General features: G+C 31.5%; 12 protein-coding genes. 4 read left to right on the top strand and 8 right to left on the bottom strand.

Annotated features, from left to right (window positions below; all coding sequences use genetic code 11):
- Window positions 1-152 precede the first annotated feature (152 nt).
- The 6 genes from ACFSX9_RS03470 to ACFSX9_RS03445 form a co-directional block, all read right to left on the bottom strand.
- The gene (locus ACFSX9_RS03470; RefSeq protein WP_379804445.1) at window positions 153-1250 is read right to left on the bottom strand and encodes a slipin family protein; all 1098 of its coding nucleotides are present in this window, start codon (window positions 1248-1250) and stop codon (window positions 153-155) included.
- A gap of 1485 nt (window positions 1251-2735) precedes the next feature.
- On the bottom strand, window positions 2736-3794 hold the full coding sequence (locus ACFSX9_RS03465) for a DNA polymerase beta superfamily protein (RefSeq protein ID WP_379804441.1): 1059 nt from the start codon (window positions 3792-3794) through the stop codon (window positions 2736-2738).
- 4 nt (window positions 3795-3798) lie between these two features.
- Window positions 3799-6468, bottom strand: coding sequence for a DEAD/DEAH box helicase (locus ACFSX9_RS03460; RefSeq protein WP_379804438.1), 2670 nt, complete (start codon window positions 6466-6468; stop codon window positions 3799-3801).
- A complete protein-coding gene (locus ACFSX9_RS03455) occupies window positions 6465-7469 on the bottom strand; it encodes a Hachiman antiphage defense system protein HamA (RefSeq protein ID WP_379804435.1) in 1005 nt (334 codons plus the stop codon). Before ACFSX9_RS03455 ends, ACFSX9_RS03460 begins: the two co-directional genes overlap by 4 nt.
- 10 nt (window positions 7470-7479) lie before the next feature.
- A complete protein-coding gene (locus ACFSX9_RS03450; protein ID WP_379804432.1) occupies window positions 7480-8229 on the bottom strand; it encodes a nucleotidyltransferase domain-containing protein in 750 nt (249 codons plus the stop codon).
- 91 nt (window positions 8230-8320) lie between these two features.
- Complete coding sequence (locus ACFSX9_RS03445) at window positions 8321-9742, bottom strand: RtcB family protein (RefSeq protein ID WP_379804429.1); 1422 nt, start codon at window positions 9740-9742, stop codon at window positions 8321-8323.
- Between the two features lie 156 nt (window positions 9743-9898).
- Here ACFSX9_RS03445 and ACFSX9_RS03440 point away from each other — a divergent pair, with 156 nt between their 5' ends.
- Both ACFSX9_RS03440 and ACFSX9_RS03435 read left to right on the top strand, forming a co-directional pair.
- Window positions 9899-10402, top strand: a complete 504-nt coding sequence (locus ACFSX9_RS03440) for an HD domain-containing protein (RefSeq protein ID WP_379804426.1) — start codon at window positions 9899-9901, stop codon at window positions 10400-10402.
- Between the two features lie 170 nt (window positions 10403-10572).
- Window positions 10573-11598: a helix-turn-helix transcriptional regulator gene (locus tag ACFSX9_RS03435; RefSeq protein WP_379804423.1), complete on the top strand. Its 1026-nt coding sequence runs from the start codon at window positions 10573-10575 to the stop codon at window positions 11596-11598.
- 623 nt (window positions 11599-12221) lie between these two features.
- On the opposite strand, the gene ACFSX9_RS03430 is transcribed toward ACFSX9_RS03435, so the two are convergent.
- Both ACFSX9_RS03430 and ACFSX9_RS03425 read right to left on the bottom strand, forming a co-directional pair.
- A complete protein-coding gene (locus ACFSX9_RS03430) occupies window positions 12222-12773 on the bottom strand; it encodes a hypothetical protein (RefSeq protein WP_379804420.1) in 552 nt (183 codons plus the stop codon).
- 190 nt (window positions 12774-12963) lie between these two features.
- Window positions 12964-14940, bottom strand: a complete 1977-nt coding sequence (locus tag ACFSX9_RS03425; protein WP_379804418.1) for an alpha-ketoacid dehydrogenase subunit alpha/beta — start codon at window positions 14938-14940, stop codon at window positions 12964-12966.
- Between the two features lie 205 nt (window positions 14941-15145).
- Here ACFSX9_RS03425 and ACFSX9_RS03420 point away from each other — a divergent pair, with 205 nt between their 5' ends.
- Window positions 15146-16099 carry an isopenicillin N synthase family dioxygenase gene (locus ACFSX9_RS03420; protein WP_379804415.1) on the top strand — a complete coding sequence of 318 codons (954 nt, stop codon included), beginning with the start codon at window positions 15146-15148 and terminating at the stop codon, window positions 16097-16099.
- Between the two features lie 156 nt (window positions 16100-16255).
- Window positions 16256-16648 carry a GxxExxY protein gene (locus ACFSX9_RS03415; RefSeq protein ID WP_379804412.1) on the top strand — a complete coding sequence of 131 codons (393 nt, stop codon included), beginning with the start codon at window positions 16256-16258 and terminating at the stop codon, window positions 16646-16648.
- The last annotated feature ends 2 nt before the right edge of the window (window positions 16649-16650 follow it).

Raw genomic sequence — 16650 nt, 5'->3', positions numbered from 1 at the left:
TAAAGTAAATGAAATTTTATAAACACTTGAAAGACTAAACATTGAGATCCTTTTTTTAAAGCCTTACTTAATCTTCGATTCAAATAATACTCAGAGAAGCATCATTAAAATACTTAATAAAAAACCTCGAAAAATAAATTCCGAGGTTCTTCTTACTTAACAAAGATTTCCTTCAATTGACTAATAACATTCCCACCTCCAGATATGGTTATTTCACCAATTTTATCCGCAATTTTTTCAACATATTCCATCTCTTTCAATTTCCATAACATTTCGTTTTCTTCCATCAATTTGGCCGTATTTAATAAACTTCTGGTCGCAGCTGTTTCCTCTCTTCTCATAATGCTATTAGCTTGAGCCTTTTTCTCGGCAACTAAAACCTGATTCATGATTTCTTTCATATCTCCTGGCAAGATAATATCTCTAATACCTACCGCAAATACTTCCAAACCTAAATCAACCATTTTATTTTTAGTTTCTTCCAAAATTACTTCGGCAATAGTATCTTTTTTAGACAATAACTCGTCCAAAGTAAAGGTACTCACAAAAGCTCTTAAAGCCAATTGCATGGTTACATACAATTGTTTTTCAAAATCCTTATTGTTTATTAAAGCTTTCGTAACATCAACAACACTATAACTGGCAAAAAAGTTAATTCGCAACGCTGCTTTATCTTTAGTCAATAATTCTTGACCTGAAATTTCCATTTGTTGCTTTCTGGTATCGGCATTTTTAACTTCCACAGCAATAGTATTATTCCAAAAGTAGAAAGTACCCGCTTGTAATTCTTTTACGAAAACACCGTTTACAAATAACAAACCTTTTTCAAAATTCGCCACGTTGAATTTTCTGATGTAAGCTCTAACCTTTTGGTTTTCCAACATATTTACTGAAATTTCTTCTGTAATCTCAACTTTACTTGTATTTGCTTTAATGAATTTATTTTCCAAATAACCTTTCCAAAAAGCAAATCTTCCTGTTGTTAAAACCTCTTTAAAAATGCCGTTTACATAGTATAATGCAATTTCATTATCCGCAATTTCAACAACTTCTAACATGGCTGCTAACTTTTCGTTTTGCATCAATATACTTATTTCTATTGGTGCTACAAAAGAAGATTTCATTTCATAAATCATTACTTCTTTGTTCCCTAAAATCCAAAATTTTCCTTCTTCTAAAACAGTTACTAATTTTCTGTTTTCAAATACCAAACCTACTTGATATGCTTTAATTGTAATTCTTTTAATCATTAGTTCTAGTTATTATAGCTGCATTATTCAGCGTTACTTATTATTTCTTTTTTAATAAAAAAGCCTACTTGTCTCAATCCTCCTCCAAGGACGGAAAAATGACTGTTTAAGAAAGCGATGAAAACGTTTGTGATTATTTTTTGTACAAAACCTAAGTTTAAAACAAGCAAACCCTAAAGGCAATTAACGGTTTAAAAAACAGAGCCAATTTTCAGGTCGTGTCGGCAGTGCAATACGAGAAACCTGCGTAATTTGTATTGCCGATCAAGACAAATAGTCTTTTTCCATGGTACGTTCAATTTAAAGAGCGAGCGCCACTCTGTGAAACAGATTATTAGTCTGTTGGTGACAACCACTGTCAAACACATTTACTAAACGTGTGTAGGATTCGAACCTACGATTCTATTACTCTAACCAGACTGAGCTATTCTGACAAAGTCAGAAGTGGGACTCGAACCCACGACAAATAGATTGGTGATTTTTGGAAAACTACCAAAACCTTCAAATCAAGTTGAATAGTAAAACATCATACGCAATTGCGAAACGAATACTACAATAGTGCTATACAGAAACACCCAACAAGACTTGCTTGATATTTTTTCCTCCAAATTGTCTTTACAACAACAGGAGGCTTTATAATTTTTTATCCTTCAAAGAACTTAGTTGCTTTCGCTTTACAAATATTCAAAACCAACTACGCAACTATTTTACGTAGTGAATTTTAATTTTATATTTTTTCACAAAACACCTGTTAATCTGCCTTTTAAAAAATATTTTAAACAAGAAAAACGCCCTTTTATAAAGGGCGTTTGGACTATTGACAAACGAAGGAACTCACAAAAATTTCCACAAACAAAAGAAACCACCGAAAATCAGCGTTGGACGAAGTCGATTCGTGTCGTCCGCGTTCGAATCACACAAAACCTTCATTCCTGTATAAAAATCTATTTTCTCAACAAACTTTACGAAAAAATGGAACGCGGATGACGCGGATACAGCGGATTTGCACAGATTTTTTATGATGCTTTTTCTCCACAAACTTGTCATCCTAAAGAAGTAAGGATCCCACAAAAATTTCCGCAAACAAAAAAATCAGCGAAAATCTGCGTTTGACGTAGTCGATTTGTGTCATCCGCGTTCGAACCACACAACATTTTCATTACGATCTAAAAATCATTTTCTTTACAAACTTTGCGAAAAAAATGGAACGCGGATGACGCGGATTAAGCGGATTTGCACAGATTTTTTTTAAGACGCTCCATAAACACAAACTTGTCATCCTGACGAAGGAAGGATCCCACAAGAATTTCCGCAAACAAAAGAAATCAGCGAAAATCAGCGTTTGACGAAGTCGATTCGTGTCATCCGCGTTCGAATCACATAAAACATTCATTCTGATATAAAAATCTATTTTCTCAACAAACTTTGCAAAAAATTGGAACGCAGATGACGCGGCTTAAGCGGATTTACACAGATTTTTAAAAATTATCGATAAATATTTTCTCGAATTGCGATTAAAGTAGCTATAGCTTTCTCTTCATTTGGTGTTTCCGGCAATATTGAGGTTTGATAAAGAGCTTCAATTCTTTCTATCAAGTCATCAGCTTTTTGCAATAAATCATCATATTCCATAACACCTGCTTTGATGTCCAACAGTTCTTCACGATTGGTAACTTTTATGTTTAAAGTTCCGATAGCTAAAATTTGTTCTGCCGATTGCAACAAACGAATCGTATGCATCATGTTTTTAGAATCGTAATTTTTACCGTGTTCCTGATTGGTTTTATAGCGTTCTTCGTTGCGTTTTTCAATCCAATCCCAATATTCTGCGTATTCTTTGCAGTATTTGGAAGATCCTTCAATATTGCAAGACAAATAGCCCAGTTCCTTTTCTCCTTTTGGGATAGAAGACAAAGAAACTTCATTAGACAAGTCACTTTTGACGATTCCTTTGTAACCTAATGTGTTGGAATCATCATAAAACAAGGCATAAATTCCTTTAGCATTGGGCACTTTTATTAAACCACATTGCTCCTGCTCTATTTTATTTGCTTTTAACCATTGCATTAAAGAAACCGAGTCATAACCTTGCAGAATACTACAAAAATCCAATAAACTTTTACGTTCTTTTGCCATTGGATTTACGATTTTCTTTTTTAAACCTCTCGCTTTTCTAATTTGCGTCATGGCATAACCTGCAAAACTGTCTTTGCATAATTTAGAAATAAAATCTTCCAACTGCAATTGCTCCATTAAAGGATGTTTGTACAAAATACAATCTTCTGGTGTAGCGAGAATTTCAATTATATTAGGATTATTCTTTAAAAGCAACTCCACAAACCGACCTATTTCATAATAGACTTCATCATTGGTTTCATTACTAATTTGTGGAATATAATTTAACCCATAAAATTGTTCTCTGGGTAAATAATAAACTCCTTTAATATCGGTATCCGATGTTGGTGTGTTTAAACCAAACGACTTACTTCCCGAAATTACTTCGAATAGTATAAGGTTTTGGGATTTTAGGGTTTGGATGGTCATAAGATCAAATAGTTGTTTTTAAAACTTTAATCCTTCTTAAGTATCTATTATAAATAGGTTTTAATCCTTTTAATTCATTCTGATTTGATAGCCATATTAAAACATCATTTTTTTCTCTAAAATCTTTCGAGGTACTTTTTTTATAGACATCAAATATTTGAATTGCGACACTTCTTGTAATCCCTGATGAAATTAATTGAATGACAACAGGTTCTTGAGTACCTAATTCTAACATTGTAGGCAAACTCAGCGTTAATCTATATTCTTCTTTTTGTTCTTCTGTTAAAATGTCTTCAAGAATATCAGTTAACACTTTTAAATATTTAGGTAATAAATGAGTTGTAATAGAGGAATTGTATTTAATTGTCTCATTTATTACAGAATTTATATCTTTTAAACTTTCAGGGTCAATTCTATACCTTACATCAACCTTCTCCGATTTATATTTAATATCCTCATCAATTATTCTACCTATTGGATAACTAGCCAACCATTTTTTTGCATTAACACACATTGATCTTGAGGATACCCATCTATGATGTTTGTCCTTTCCTTCTTGTAGTATATTAAAAATATCATCTAATTTATCAACAATATTTACTAATTGCCAATAAAAAGGTCTTTCAAAAATTGATAAATCTTTTATTTCTTTATAGCCTAGATATTCGTTGAAATTACTGTTTTTATTGATTACCCATTCTCGAATATCATTTTTTTGTACGTTGTCATACAATATGTTTTGTAATACAGGATCAATAGAAGGGTTATTTTTTAAAATAGATTTAGGAATGTTTCTACCTGATAAATTTTTTCTAAGATAACTCATAGATAATTCAATTTCAGTTTCTGTTAACTTTTTACTTCTTAAATATTTTAATGCATACTCTTCACCTTTAATAAATTTATGTCTTAAAAAAATTGATAATTGTTGAGCCTTAAAAGTTTTTGACTTGTCTTCTTTATCGATTTGTTTTATATCTTTATTTAAATCACCAATATCTAAATCATTCAATGCATTTGATGAAAAAACCTCAATTTCTTTATTATATTCAGCATCATAATAATCACTTGCTTTCAATTTATCTTTAGACTCCTCTATATAATAAACTGTACCATATAAAGAAGAATTTAACCTACCAGCTCTACCAATTAAATTTCCAAATTCAAATTTTGTCAAAGGTGTATCTTTCTTTTTTGGCTCAAATGTGAATAAATTATTAGCAGGCAGATTGACTCCTTCTAATAAAGTTGAAGTGCAAAAAATAGTCGATATTTTTTCATTAATGTACAGTTCTTCAATTTCCTTTCTTACAATATCCGGAAGACTACCGTGATGATACGCAACTTTTTTCTTTAAACATTCAATTAAATAATACTTTTTATGTATGTCCTCTTTTAAAAAATCAATCAATTCCTTAACTTCATTGTCTATTGCAATATCTTCAACTTTTAAGTTTGCATACTTTATAGCCCATTGCTGTGCATAATATCCATTATGTACAAAAACTATATTAAAATCATCTGGAGCAATGTAGTTTACTAATTGAGCAACTGTATCTCCTTTATTTGAATCTTTGCTAAAATTATATTTAAAATCTTGAATAAATTTTTGATATTTACCTTTCTCTGTTTGAAATTCTATATCAAATCTACTTTTTTTATTATTTTTTAATGTTATTTTTAATTGAAATACAGGAGATAATTTTGTTTGAACTGTCGAACAATCTCTTTCAAAAATGTCTTTAAATGTTTTTTCTGGATTGTCTATATTCGGACCAGCTGACACAAATTTAGCAAAAGGAAATTTTAACGATATTTCATTAAATACATATTCAAAAGTTAAACCCCTTCCATAAACATCTTCTATTCCTTGTATCTCATCGATAAAAACAAATTGGATATTTATATTACTATTCAATAGCTTAATACACCTTTCAGGCGTTAGTATATATATTTCTTTTTCGAAAATTTCATTTTCTTCAACAAATGAGGTTTTAATATGTACATCAAAATCTAATTCTGTTTTAAAATCTTCACTAACTTGATTAATCAGAGCTCTAGATGGAACTATATATAAAACTTTAAAATTTTTCTTAATTGTAAACTCATTAATTAAATATTGTTTTATTATAAATGATTTTCCAGAAGATGTTGGAGCAGAAATTGCAATTTCTGAAACATCATTTAAACCCTGCCATAACTCTTTTTGAAAGTCAGTTATTAAAAATGAGTTATTAAATGATGAAATTATTTTTTTTTCTCTTTCGAACAATAGCTCATGGCTCAAGAGTTCTCCAAAATCAAATTTAGATTTTAACTTTACAGGATTATCTTCTTTTCTCACATATAGCTTTTCTAAAAATTTAGTTGCTGTAAGATTACCTAATCTAGAAAATAATATATAACATGTTTTAAGAATTTCAATATTATCCTTGTTGTTTAAATAAAGTAAAGAAGCAAATAATTGTGCCTTTCTTTTGTGATTTTGATCATTACTATTACATAAAATGGATGCTATCCAAATAGATTTTTTTAAATCATTTTCTTCAATTTCTATTGATTTAATAGAATCAAAAACATTAGGTAATAAATTTAAAGTATAATTATAAATTACTTTACTTAATACTATGTGGTTAAAGGCTTGTGAACTTAATAAGTTATTATTTTTTATCATATTAAATTGTCCATTGTATCATTAAAATCAGCTACACTATTTGTTGGAATCAAAATAAAATCTAAAAATACTTTTTCTAGTTCAGGAAATTCTTTTACTTTTAAAGCAATTTTTTCTAATGTTTTGTCCAACTTTGATTTGATATTTATATCAATTAAATTAGTTAATTCAGTACAATTTAGTGCGTTTTTCATCAAATTATTGTAATTCTTTGTTTCGTACATAATCAATATTGGATGAACGGCTATTTGGCTTTTGAATAATTCGGATTTTTGATCAAGCCTATCGTATAATTCATCAATATCTATTTGATTACCAACCACTTTTTCAATATCTTTCTGAGCAATAAAAAATTCTAATGTTTTAAAATCAGCTTGGATTTTTGAATCGTAAAATCTATTTATAGATTCCAAAGCATCTTTTTTAGCTCCTGAATAATCTTTCCAAACTTTTGATTCGCCAATTAGATAAGCAACTTCAATATTTCCATTTGGTAATTTATAATTTCCCATAAAAATTCCATCACCTCCTTTAACTTCATCATGATAATTAGTAAGGTTTGTTATTTTATGAGCAATCATTTTACAATCGAAAACTGCTTCAACAAGTCCAAACAAAAGTAATTCGCCATATTTTCCGCTTTTGGAATCAGAACTCTTTTTTTTAAAGAAACTCTTTGCTTCTCTATAGGTTCTAGCATGTACTATTTTAGCAATTTCTTCTTTTTGGTCAATATCAGATGCACTTGTGTAATCATTAATTGTCTTAGAAATTTCTCTTTGTACTTGTTTATCTATTTCAGATTTTGATTTAAAATAATATGGAAGTATATCTAGCAAAGTATTTGCTAACGAAATAGAATTTATCGTTGTACCTGAGGGTTTTATAGAATATAATCTAATATTAAGTTTATCATTTACCTTTTCCGTGTAATGATGATTAAATTCATTATCAACCCATTTTTTATTAATTGTAATCAAACCGCTAAAATCAATAGCCATAATCTGTAATTTATAATTTTATTATCTCCCTAAAAACCCCATCCAATTCCTCACTAACCTTCTTCCCAATCCCCAAACCACTCGCATTCTCCTGATTAAAAACCACCGTTTCCTGCAAAAAAATCATAATCAATTTCTCTTTTGGGTGTAAATAGCTTTCGTCTTGGTTGGCTTTTATTAGCATTAATTCTTTCACTTTTTCTTGTATGTTTTGCGGTGCAATCGGCAACAATTCCATAAAATCTACTGGTGGAAAGGTTTGGCTTATTATAATCCATTTTCCTGCCAAAGCCGTTCGCAAGGCATAGAAATAGCTTTTTAGCTTTACTTCTTCTTGCTCGCAAACGTCCATAAAATTCTTAGTCGTTCCTAAGTAATGATGCAAACAAGCAATAGGCGAAAAACATTCTTTAGCCAATGTTCGTATTTGCTTCATAAACGCTTCATTTTCATAATAGACTACTGGAGAAAATATCCATTCCAACAAAGATGCGTTCGATTTCGCTAGCAATTTTATGCTTTTACGTAAATCCCAACCCGAACCGTCTAAATCGTCTTCTGTCATGAATTCAATAACGTCGGTTTGCTCCCACAACGATAAATAATAATCGATATCGTGTTTATAAATAAAGCGTATGTCATAATCGCTATCAGAAGAAGCAAAACCCCAAGCTCTACTTCCTGATTCTACAGCATATAGTATCTCTACTCCTTTTTGAAGTTCAACTTCTTTTAGCTTTGCTACTATTTTATCTTTCATAATTTTCTTTTCAAATCTAATGAAAAAAAGAACCACAAAAAAGGGTATAAATACCTGTTTTTATGGTTTATTTTTAATTGTTTATTTATTGTTAATCTTCCCTACTTCCATCGTCAGCCATTCGTACCATTTTGGGTGTAAATGTCGCTACAACATCCACCAAATCAGTTTGAGCAGCCATCACTTGATGAATATCTTTGTAAGCCATGGGAGCTTCATCTAAACCAGCACCAATTAAGGTTACGTTATGGTCTTTTAAGATGCTTTTCATCTCGTTTTTACTGATGTTTTTAATAGCCGAAGTTCTGCTCATTTGTCGGCCTGCTCCGTGTGATGCTGAGTTTATGGCTTGTGTTTCTCCTTTTCCACGCACTAAAAATCCCGGTGCGGTCATACTTCCTGGTATAATTCCCATTACTCCTTTTCCGGCTGGTGTCGCTCCTTTTCTATGCACAATAACGTCTTCGCCCTTGTGCTGTTCTTTCCAGGCAAAATTATGGTGGTTTTCTACTTTGGCTAAAACCGTTGCACCTAATGCTTTTCCCATTTTATCGTGAATCACTTCATGACAAGCAGCAGCATAATCTCCGGCTAAATTCATAGCAATCCAATATTCTTGCCCTAATTCGCTATCTAAATCTAAATAAGCTAAGTTTTTGGCAATTTCTGGTAAATTACACACTTCTTTAGCCATTTTCGTATAATGTCCGGCTACAGTTGCTCCAAATCCTCTAGAACCGGAATGCGTCAATAAGGCTACATATTTTCCTTTAGCAATATTTAAAACTTTATCTTCTTGAGCAAATTCAAGGATTCCGAATTCCACAAAGTGATTTCCACCACCAGAAGAACCCAATTGCGACCAAGCTTTGTCTTTCAAATTCTTAATAAACGAATGGTTGTTAAATTCTTTTCGTTCTAAAACCGCATGATCTGATTTGTACTGACCTTGAAAACCGTGTCCGGCTCCAAATTTTGAATGGGCTACCAATTCTCGCTTGAATTTATCTTCGTTTTCATAATAAAACAATTCTGGAATATCATAAATAGACAAAGCCATTCGACAACCAATATCAACACCAACTCCAAAAGGAATTATAGCATTTTTAGTGGCTAAAACACCACCAATTGGCAAACCATACCCTTGATGAGCGTCGGGCATTAAAGCACCGGCAACTGTAACTGGTAACTGCATCGCCACGTCCATTTGCTTTCTCGCTCCTTCTTCAATATGACTTTCACCATATAATGCATAAGCAGGTGGATTTTGATTTAAAGCAATAAAATCTTCTGGTTTTTCATTGGCTTTATCAATTATGGCTTGGGCCAAAGTACCGAACAATGCATCTTCTAAATAACTTTCGGGATTGGCTAATACGTTTTTATACTTTTCTACCATTTGTTCTTTGGTAAAACCAGTGCGTTTTCTATTGCATTTTAAAGCAAGTCCAATTAAACTTCCTTCGGCGTATCCTAACTCTTTTAAATCGTTTCCGTTGATTGGTGTATTCATAACTATAAATTTAGTGTTTTTTTATTTGGTAAGTCTGATGCTGTTCTTCGAGACATCGACCTACTTATTATTTGATGAAGCAAAGATTTTACTTGAGTACGCAATTATTTTGCGTAGTATAAAAAGAATTGTATTTTTACTAAAAAAAGAATGGATTTGGAACAATTATTTACCAAATTATTACTTGAAACAGGCTTTGCTCCTAGTAGTATTCCTAAACAGTGGGAAGAATTAGAAAAAGCATATTCTTCAAAATCAAGACAATATCATAATTTGAGCCATATAGAAGCTATGGTTTCCTCTTTTGAACAGTATAAAGAAGAATTAGAGTTTCCGAACGAAGTTTTATACAGCATCTTTTATCACGATATTATTTATAAAGCGACACGAAACGACAATGAAGAAAAAAGTGCTGCTTTTGCAATCAAAATTCTTCCGGAAACCACAACACTAAATTCGAGTTTAGTATCTGATATGATATGTGCCACGAATCTTCATCAAAAGAATGAGGTAAATGATATTAACTGGTTAATAGACTTCGATTTAAAAATATTAGCATCAGATTGGAATACGTATGAAAACTACTGCCAACAAATAAGAAAAGAATATAAAATATATCCAGATTTACTCTATAAACCCGGAAGAAAAAAAGCCTTGTAACGTTTCTTAGCAAACGATTTCATTTTTCAAACTAAAGTTTTTAGAGATCAATACGAAACGCAAGCCAGAACAAATATCCAAAACGAAATTAATAACCTATAATTTCAACGAAACACGGTAATCGCAATACCTTTTAAACTCATAAACTTTTAAACTTTGAACCTAAAAAAATGGCCCAAAACAAAAACGCACTAATTCGATACAAAACCATAGACAAATGTTTGCAAAACAATTACCGTCAATGGACTTTAGAGGATTTAATTGAAGCTTGTTCGGATGCTTTGTTCGAATATGAAGGCAAGGAAAATAAGGTTAGTAAGCGCACAATTCAATTGGATATTCAGTTGATGCGTAGTGAAAAATTAGGTTATAATGCTCCCATTGAAGTCTATGATAAAAAATACTATCAGTATGCGGTTGAAGGTTTTTCGATTACAGATATTCCGCTGACAGAAACCGATATGAACGTACTAATGGAAACGGTTTCCATGTTGAAACAATTCAAGGATTTCTCTTTGTTTAATGATGTCACTGATATTTTACAACGTTTAGAAGATAAGATATATTCCGAAAAATCAAACAATAAACCGGTTATTCATTTGGATAAAAACGAGAGTTTAAAAGGATTGCATTTTTTAGATGAAATATATCAATCGATTATAAAGAAAGTGGTTTTGAAGTTGGAATACCAATCCTTTAAAGCTTTAGAGTCCAATACGTTTCACTTTCATGCCTTTGCTTTGAAAGAGTTTAATAACAGGTGGTTTTTAATTGGAAAAAGGAAAGCACATCATCCAATCGCTAACTTGGCGTTAGATCGAATTATTTCAATAGATTATGATTTTACGCAAACGTATTTAGAACAAGATTTTGATGTAGAAGCATTTTATAAATATGTAGTTGGTGTTACGGTAAATCAAGGAATGCAACCGAAAGTTATTCAACTTTGGATTGATAAAACGAATGCTCCTTATGCGATTACAAAACCTTTACACAATACGCAACGCCTACAGCAACAAAATGAAGATGGTAGCATCATTATAAGTCTATTCTTAAAGGAAAATTTTGAGTTTGAACGCTTGTTGTTAGGTTTTGGTGCTGGTTTAGAAGTGCTAAAACCTGAAAGTTTACGAAATCGAATTAAAACTATTTTAAAAAATAGCTGTCAGTTATATCAACGGGAAATAACTGATTAGTTTTTTTAGCCCCTTATAAGTTCGGAGTGTTATTTCAAATTTTTAAAACATTCCACTCTATTTATACTATATCGTTTATTCTTTGTTCCATTTTCAATTAACAACTAGTGTGATTATTCTATTCAAAAAATTATTTTAATCACACAGTTGTGATTTTATTTATTAAAAAGTTTTATTAATCGCGTTATTGTGATTGTTTTATAGAATTATGAATCATAATCACAATTAACTTACAAGCTTTGCGAAAAAAATGGAACGCGGATGACGTGGATCAAGCAGATTTGCACAGATTTTTTAAGAATCTCCTTCTCCACAAACTTGTCATCCTGACGAAGGAAGGAACCCACGAAAATTTCCGCAAACAAAAAAATCAGCGAGAATCTGCGTTTGACGAAGTCGATTCGTGTCATCCGCGTTCGAACCACACGATATTATTATTCTGGAAAGATTTTAAGATGTATTTTTACATACTTTACGAAAAAATTAGAACGCAGATGACGCAGATTAAACGGATTTGCACAGCTTTTTAAAATGCTCATTCTTCACTAACTTGTCATATTGTAAGCACATTAAAAGAAGCTTTTTAAGTGCTAGAATACTAGTTCTTTTTGAGGAAGGGATTGTTAATTAGCACTATCGGTAGTAATTCCATTAATTTGTTTTTGTATTGCTAATTCTGTATTAATAATATCTAATATCATTAATTTTAAGAGTTCCTTCTTATCAATTCCGGTTTCATTAGTATTTGGGTAAATGAAATTCATTAAATTTTGACTTTTCATTTTCAATAATTCCCTTTGTTCCTCAATATTCGCCATTGTAGAAACTTTATCGTATTCCATTAATTCAATTTTCGAATTAGAAATAGCTTTCCAAGAATTTATTTTGATTGAAGGTATATTAATCCCGTTTACTTTCTTTAATATGTCAAATAATGAAATTTTATCTTCTTTTTTATAAAAATCAAGCGTATCAATAAGAGATTTTTGTGTTGCTATATTATTAATAATATCATCCCTAGTTTCAGATAATTCTTTATTAATTGAAGTAGTAATATGGTGAATGTATTTTTTGTCTTTTCTATTTTCATTCCAATTATTAATCCACAACGCAATTAGAATTCCGACTATTATTGTCACAATCTCTTTAACAAAAGCTTTTATTTTTTTTTTCATTTACTAGTATTATTTTTAATTTTGGGTTTACTACTACCAATAGAAGTCTGTAAACAAAACAAATATAACGCAAACTCTTTGGAAAAATAGTTTTAAATATTTTTTTAAACTTACCGTGCAGAAAAATAAAATCACAAAAAAAGGAGTTTCCAAAATAGAAACCCCTTTTTCACGCTTTATGTTTGTACTATTAGTAAGCTAATAATTCCTTTAATTCTGTTTCAAACCTAACTTTAGGTAAATACTGATCTTCTAATGATTTCATAAACGGAATTGCCGATTCTAAACTTCCTACTCTTCGAACAGGTGCGTCTAAATATTCAAAGCAATTTTCCATAATCATCGAAGAAATATCACTTGCAATTCCACCAAACAAAGTATCTTCTTGCAAAATAATTACACGATTTGTCTTTTTAACCGAATTAAATATCGCTTCTGTATCTAAAGGTTGTAACGATCTTAAATCTAATAAATCGGCACTAATTTCTGGATTATTAGTCAATGTTTCTAAAGCCCAATGCACTCCTGCTCCAAAAGAGATAATCGTAACATCTGAACCTTCTTTAAGTAATGAAGCTTTTCCGAAAGGCAATGTGTAATAATCCTTTGGTACATCTTGGTGAATACTTCTATATAATTGTTTATGTTCGAAAAACAATACTGGATTTGGATCATTAATTGCGGTATTCAACAATCCTTTTGCATCGTAAGGAAAAGCAGGATAAACTACTTTTAATCCTGGCGTTTTCGTAAACCAAGCTTCATTTGTTTGCGAATGGAAAGGTCCGGCTTGCGTGCCACCACCACAAGGCATTCGAACCACTACATCTGATTTTTCTTGCCATCTGTAATGTTGTTTTGCCAATAAATTTACAATCGGATTGAATCCTGAAGATACGAAATCGGCAAATTGCATTTCTACAATAGCTTTGTATCCGTTAATAGATAAACCGTTTGCTGCGGAAACAACTGCACTTTCACAAATTGGTGTATTTCTAACGCGTTCTTTTCCAAACTGTGCTACAAATCCGTCCGTAATTTTAAAAGCACCACCATATTCTGCAACGTCTTGGCCCATAATGACCAAATTTTCATGTCGTGTCATTGATTCGCGTAAACTTGAAGAAATAGCGTCAATAAAACGAATATTTTCAGTTTCAGTTGAAGGTTCGAAATTTTCAAAATCATAAGGAGCATAAACATCGCCTAATTCTCCTTCTAAAGTCGCCACAATTGCTGGTTCTTCTTGTACTTTTGCCCAATCGGTATCGATTTCTTTTTTGATTTCAGCACGAATCAATTCATCTTCTTCATCCGATAAAACGATCGTTTCTTTTAAATAGCGTCTGTAATTTTCCACTGGATCTTTCACAGCCCACATATCCATTAATTCTTGCGGTACATATTTGGTGCCACTCGCTTCTTCGTGCCCACGCATTCTAAACGTTTTGAATTCTAGTAATACCGGACGTGGATTTTCGGCCATCGATGCTTTTAATTCGGTAATTAAATGCACGACTTCTAATAAGTTATTTCCGTCCACAACGTGGCTTTCCATTCCGTATCCAATTCCTCTATCCGCTAAATTTTCACAACGATATTGTTCGTTTGTTGGCGTTGACAAGCCATAACCGTTATTTTCAATTACAAATAAAACTGGTAATTCCCATACCGAAGCAATATTTAATGCTTCATGAAAATCACCTTCAGACGTAGCACCTTCTCCTGTAAAAACAGCGGTTACTTTTCCGTTTCTCTTTAATTTATTGGCCAATGCAATTCCGTCAGCAACACCCATTTGTGGACCAAGGTGCGAAATCATACCAATAATATTATAATCTTGCGTACCAAAGTGAAAACTTCGATCACGACCTTTTGTAAAACCATTTTCTTTTCCTTGCCATTGCGAAAAAAGTCGGTGCAACGGAATATCTCTCGTTGTAAAAACCCCTAAGTTTCTGTGCATTGGCAAAATATATTCGTCTTTATCCAAAACTGAAGTAATTCCGACTGAAATAGCTTCTTGGCCAATTCCTGAGAACCATTTTGATACTTTTCCCTGACGAATCAGGATTAGCATTTTTTCTTCAATTAATCTCGGTTTCAAGATTTTCTTATATAAATCTAATAACTGTGGATTCGATAATTCTTTTCTTTCAAAGTTCATGATACTGGAACAATTAAATTTTTCTCAAAAGTAAGAAAAATAACATTTTGAAAACCATTTGTGATAAAATATTATATCTTTTTTGAAAACCCGATTTTATGCCAATTTTAAAATGCTAATAACGCAACTGATTTGTGATAAAAATAATTATATTTGTGGTACTTGGGTTATAGCCCTATTGGTTTATTAACAATAAAGTTTAAGTATGCAACAAATTCCTAGTGTTGACTTACGTGATTTCCTGTCGGATGATCCGGCACGTAAACAAAAGTTTGTAAATGAAATCGGAAAAGCCTACGAAGATATTGGATTCGTAGCATTGAAAGGTCACTTTTTAGATGATCAACTTGTACAAGGATTGTATTCAGAAGTGCGAAACTTCTTCAGTCTTCCATTAGAAACCAAATCTAAGTACGAAATCCCAGGTATTGGCGGTCAAAGAGGTTATGTTTCTTTTGGTAAAGAACATGCTAAAGGTCGTTCTGCTGGTGATTTAAAAGAGTTTTGGCATTTTGGACAATACGTTAGCGAAGATTCTCCTTATGCTGGTGAATATCCGGATAATGTGGAAGTATCAGAGTTAGCAAAATTCAATTCGGTAGGAAAAGAAGCTTACCAAATGTTAGAAAAAACCGGCGTTTATGTATTAAGAGCTTTGGCTTTATACATTGGTTTAGATGAGTTTTATTTTGACAAATTCATCAAAGACGGAAACAGTATTTTACGTCCAATTCATTATCCACCAATTACTAGTGAACCTCTAGATGGTGCTGTTAGAGCTGCGGCTCACGGTGATATCAACTTGATTACGCTTTTAATGGGTGCTCAAGGAAAAGGTTTACAAGTACAAAATCACGATGGCGAATGGATTGATGCAATGGCACAACCAGACGAATTGATGATTAATGTGGGTGATATGTTATCACGTCATACTAATAATAAGTTGAAATCGACGATTCATCAAGTGGTAAATCCACCTAGAGAATTATGGGGTTCTTCGCGTTATTCTATTCCATTTTTTATGCATCCTGTAAGTGATATGGATTTGAATTGTTTATCAGAATGTATTGATGAAAATAATCCGAAAAAATATGAAGACATCACTGCTGGCGCTTATTTACACGAGCGTTTAGTGGAATTAGGATTGATTAAAAAATAGATTACCCGATTATAATTTATAGAAAGGCATTGAGATTTCTTGATGCCTTTTTTAATATTTAATTTTTGCAACACAGATTTGAGAAATTTAAAAAAAATTAAAAAATGTGTTTCTTGAAATTAATACAATATAAAATAAACGCCAAACAGAATAAGTATGAAAAATTTTCCACAACAAGAGTTAACAAAAGCAATAATAGGTATTTACTACGATGTTTATAACGAATTAGGATACGGTTTTCTAGAAAGAGTTTATCAAAATGCGATGCTGATCGAACTAAAATCAAGAGGTTATGAATTTGAAGCCCATAAAAAGATAAATGTTTTTTATAAAAAAGAAATAGTTGGTGATTATATTCCAGACATAGTGGTTAATAATTCATTAATTTTAGAATTAAAATGTACCGAATGTTTAGTAGATGCACACGAAGCACAACTATTAAATTATTTAAAAGCTACAGATTGTGAAGTGGGATTAATTCTTAATTTTGGAAAAGAACCACAATTTCTCAGAAAAATTTTCACTAACGATTTAAAAAAACGCAAATAAGC

The organism is Flavobacterium ardleyense, from assembly GCF_042686085.1.
Classification (GTDB): domain Bacteria; phylum Bacteroidota; class Bacteroidia; order Flavobacteriales; family Flavobacteriaceae; genus Flavobacterium; species Flavobacterium ardleyense.
This window is presented reverse-complemented; position numbering and strand designations above follow the sequence as displayed.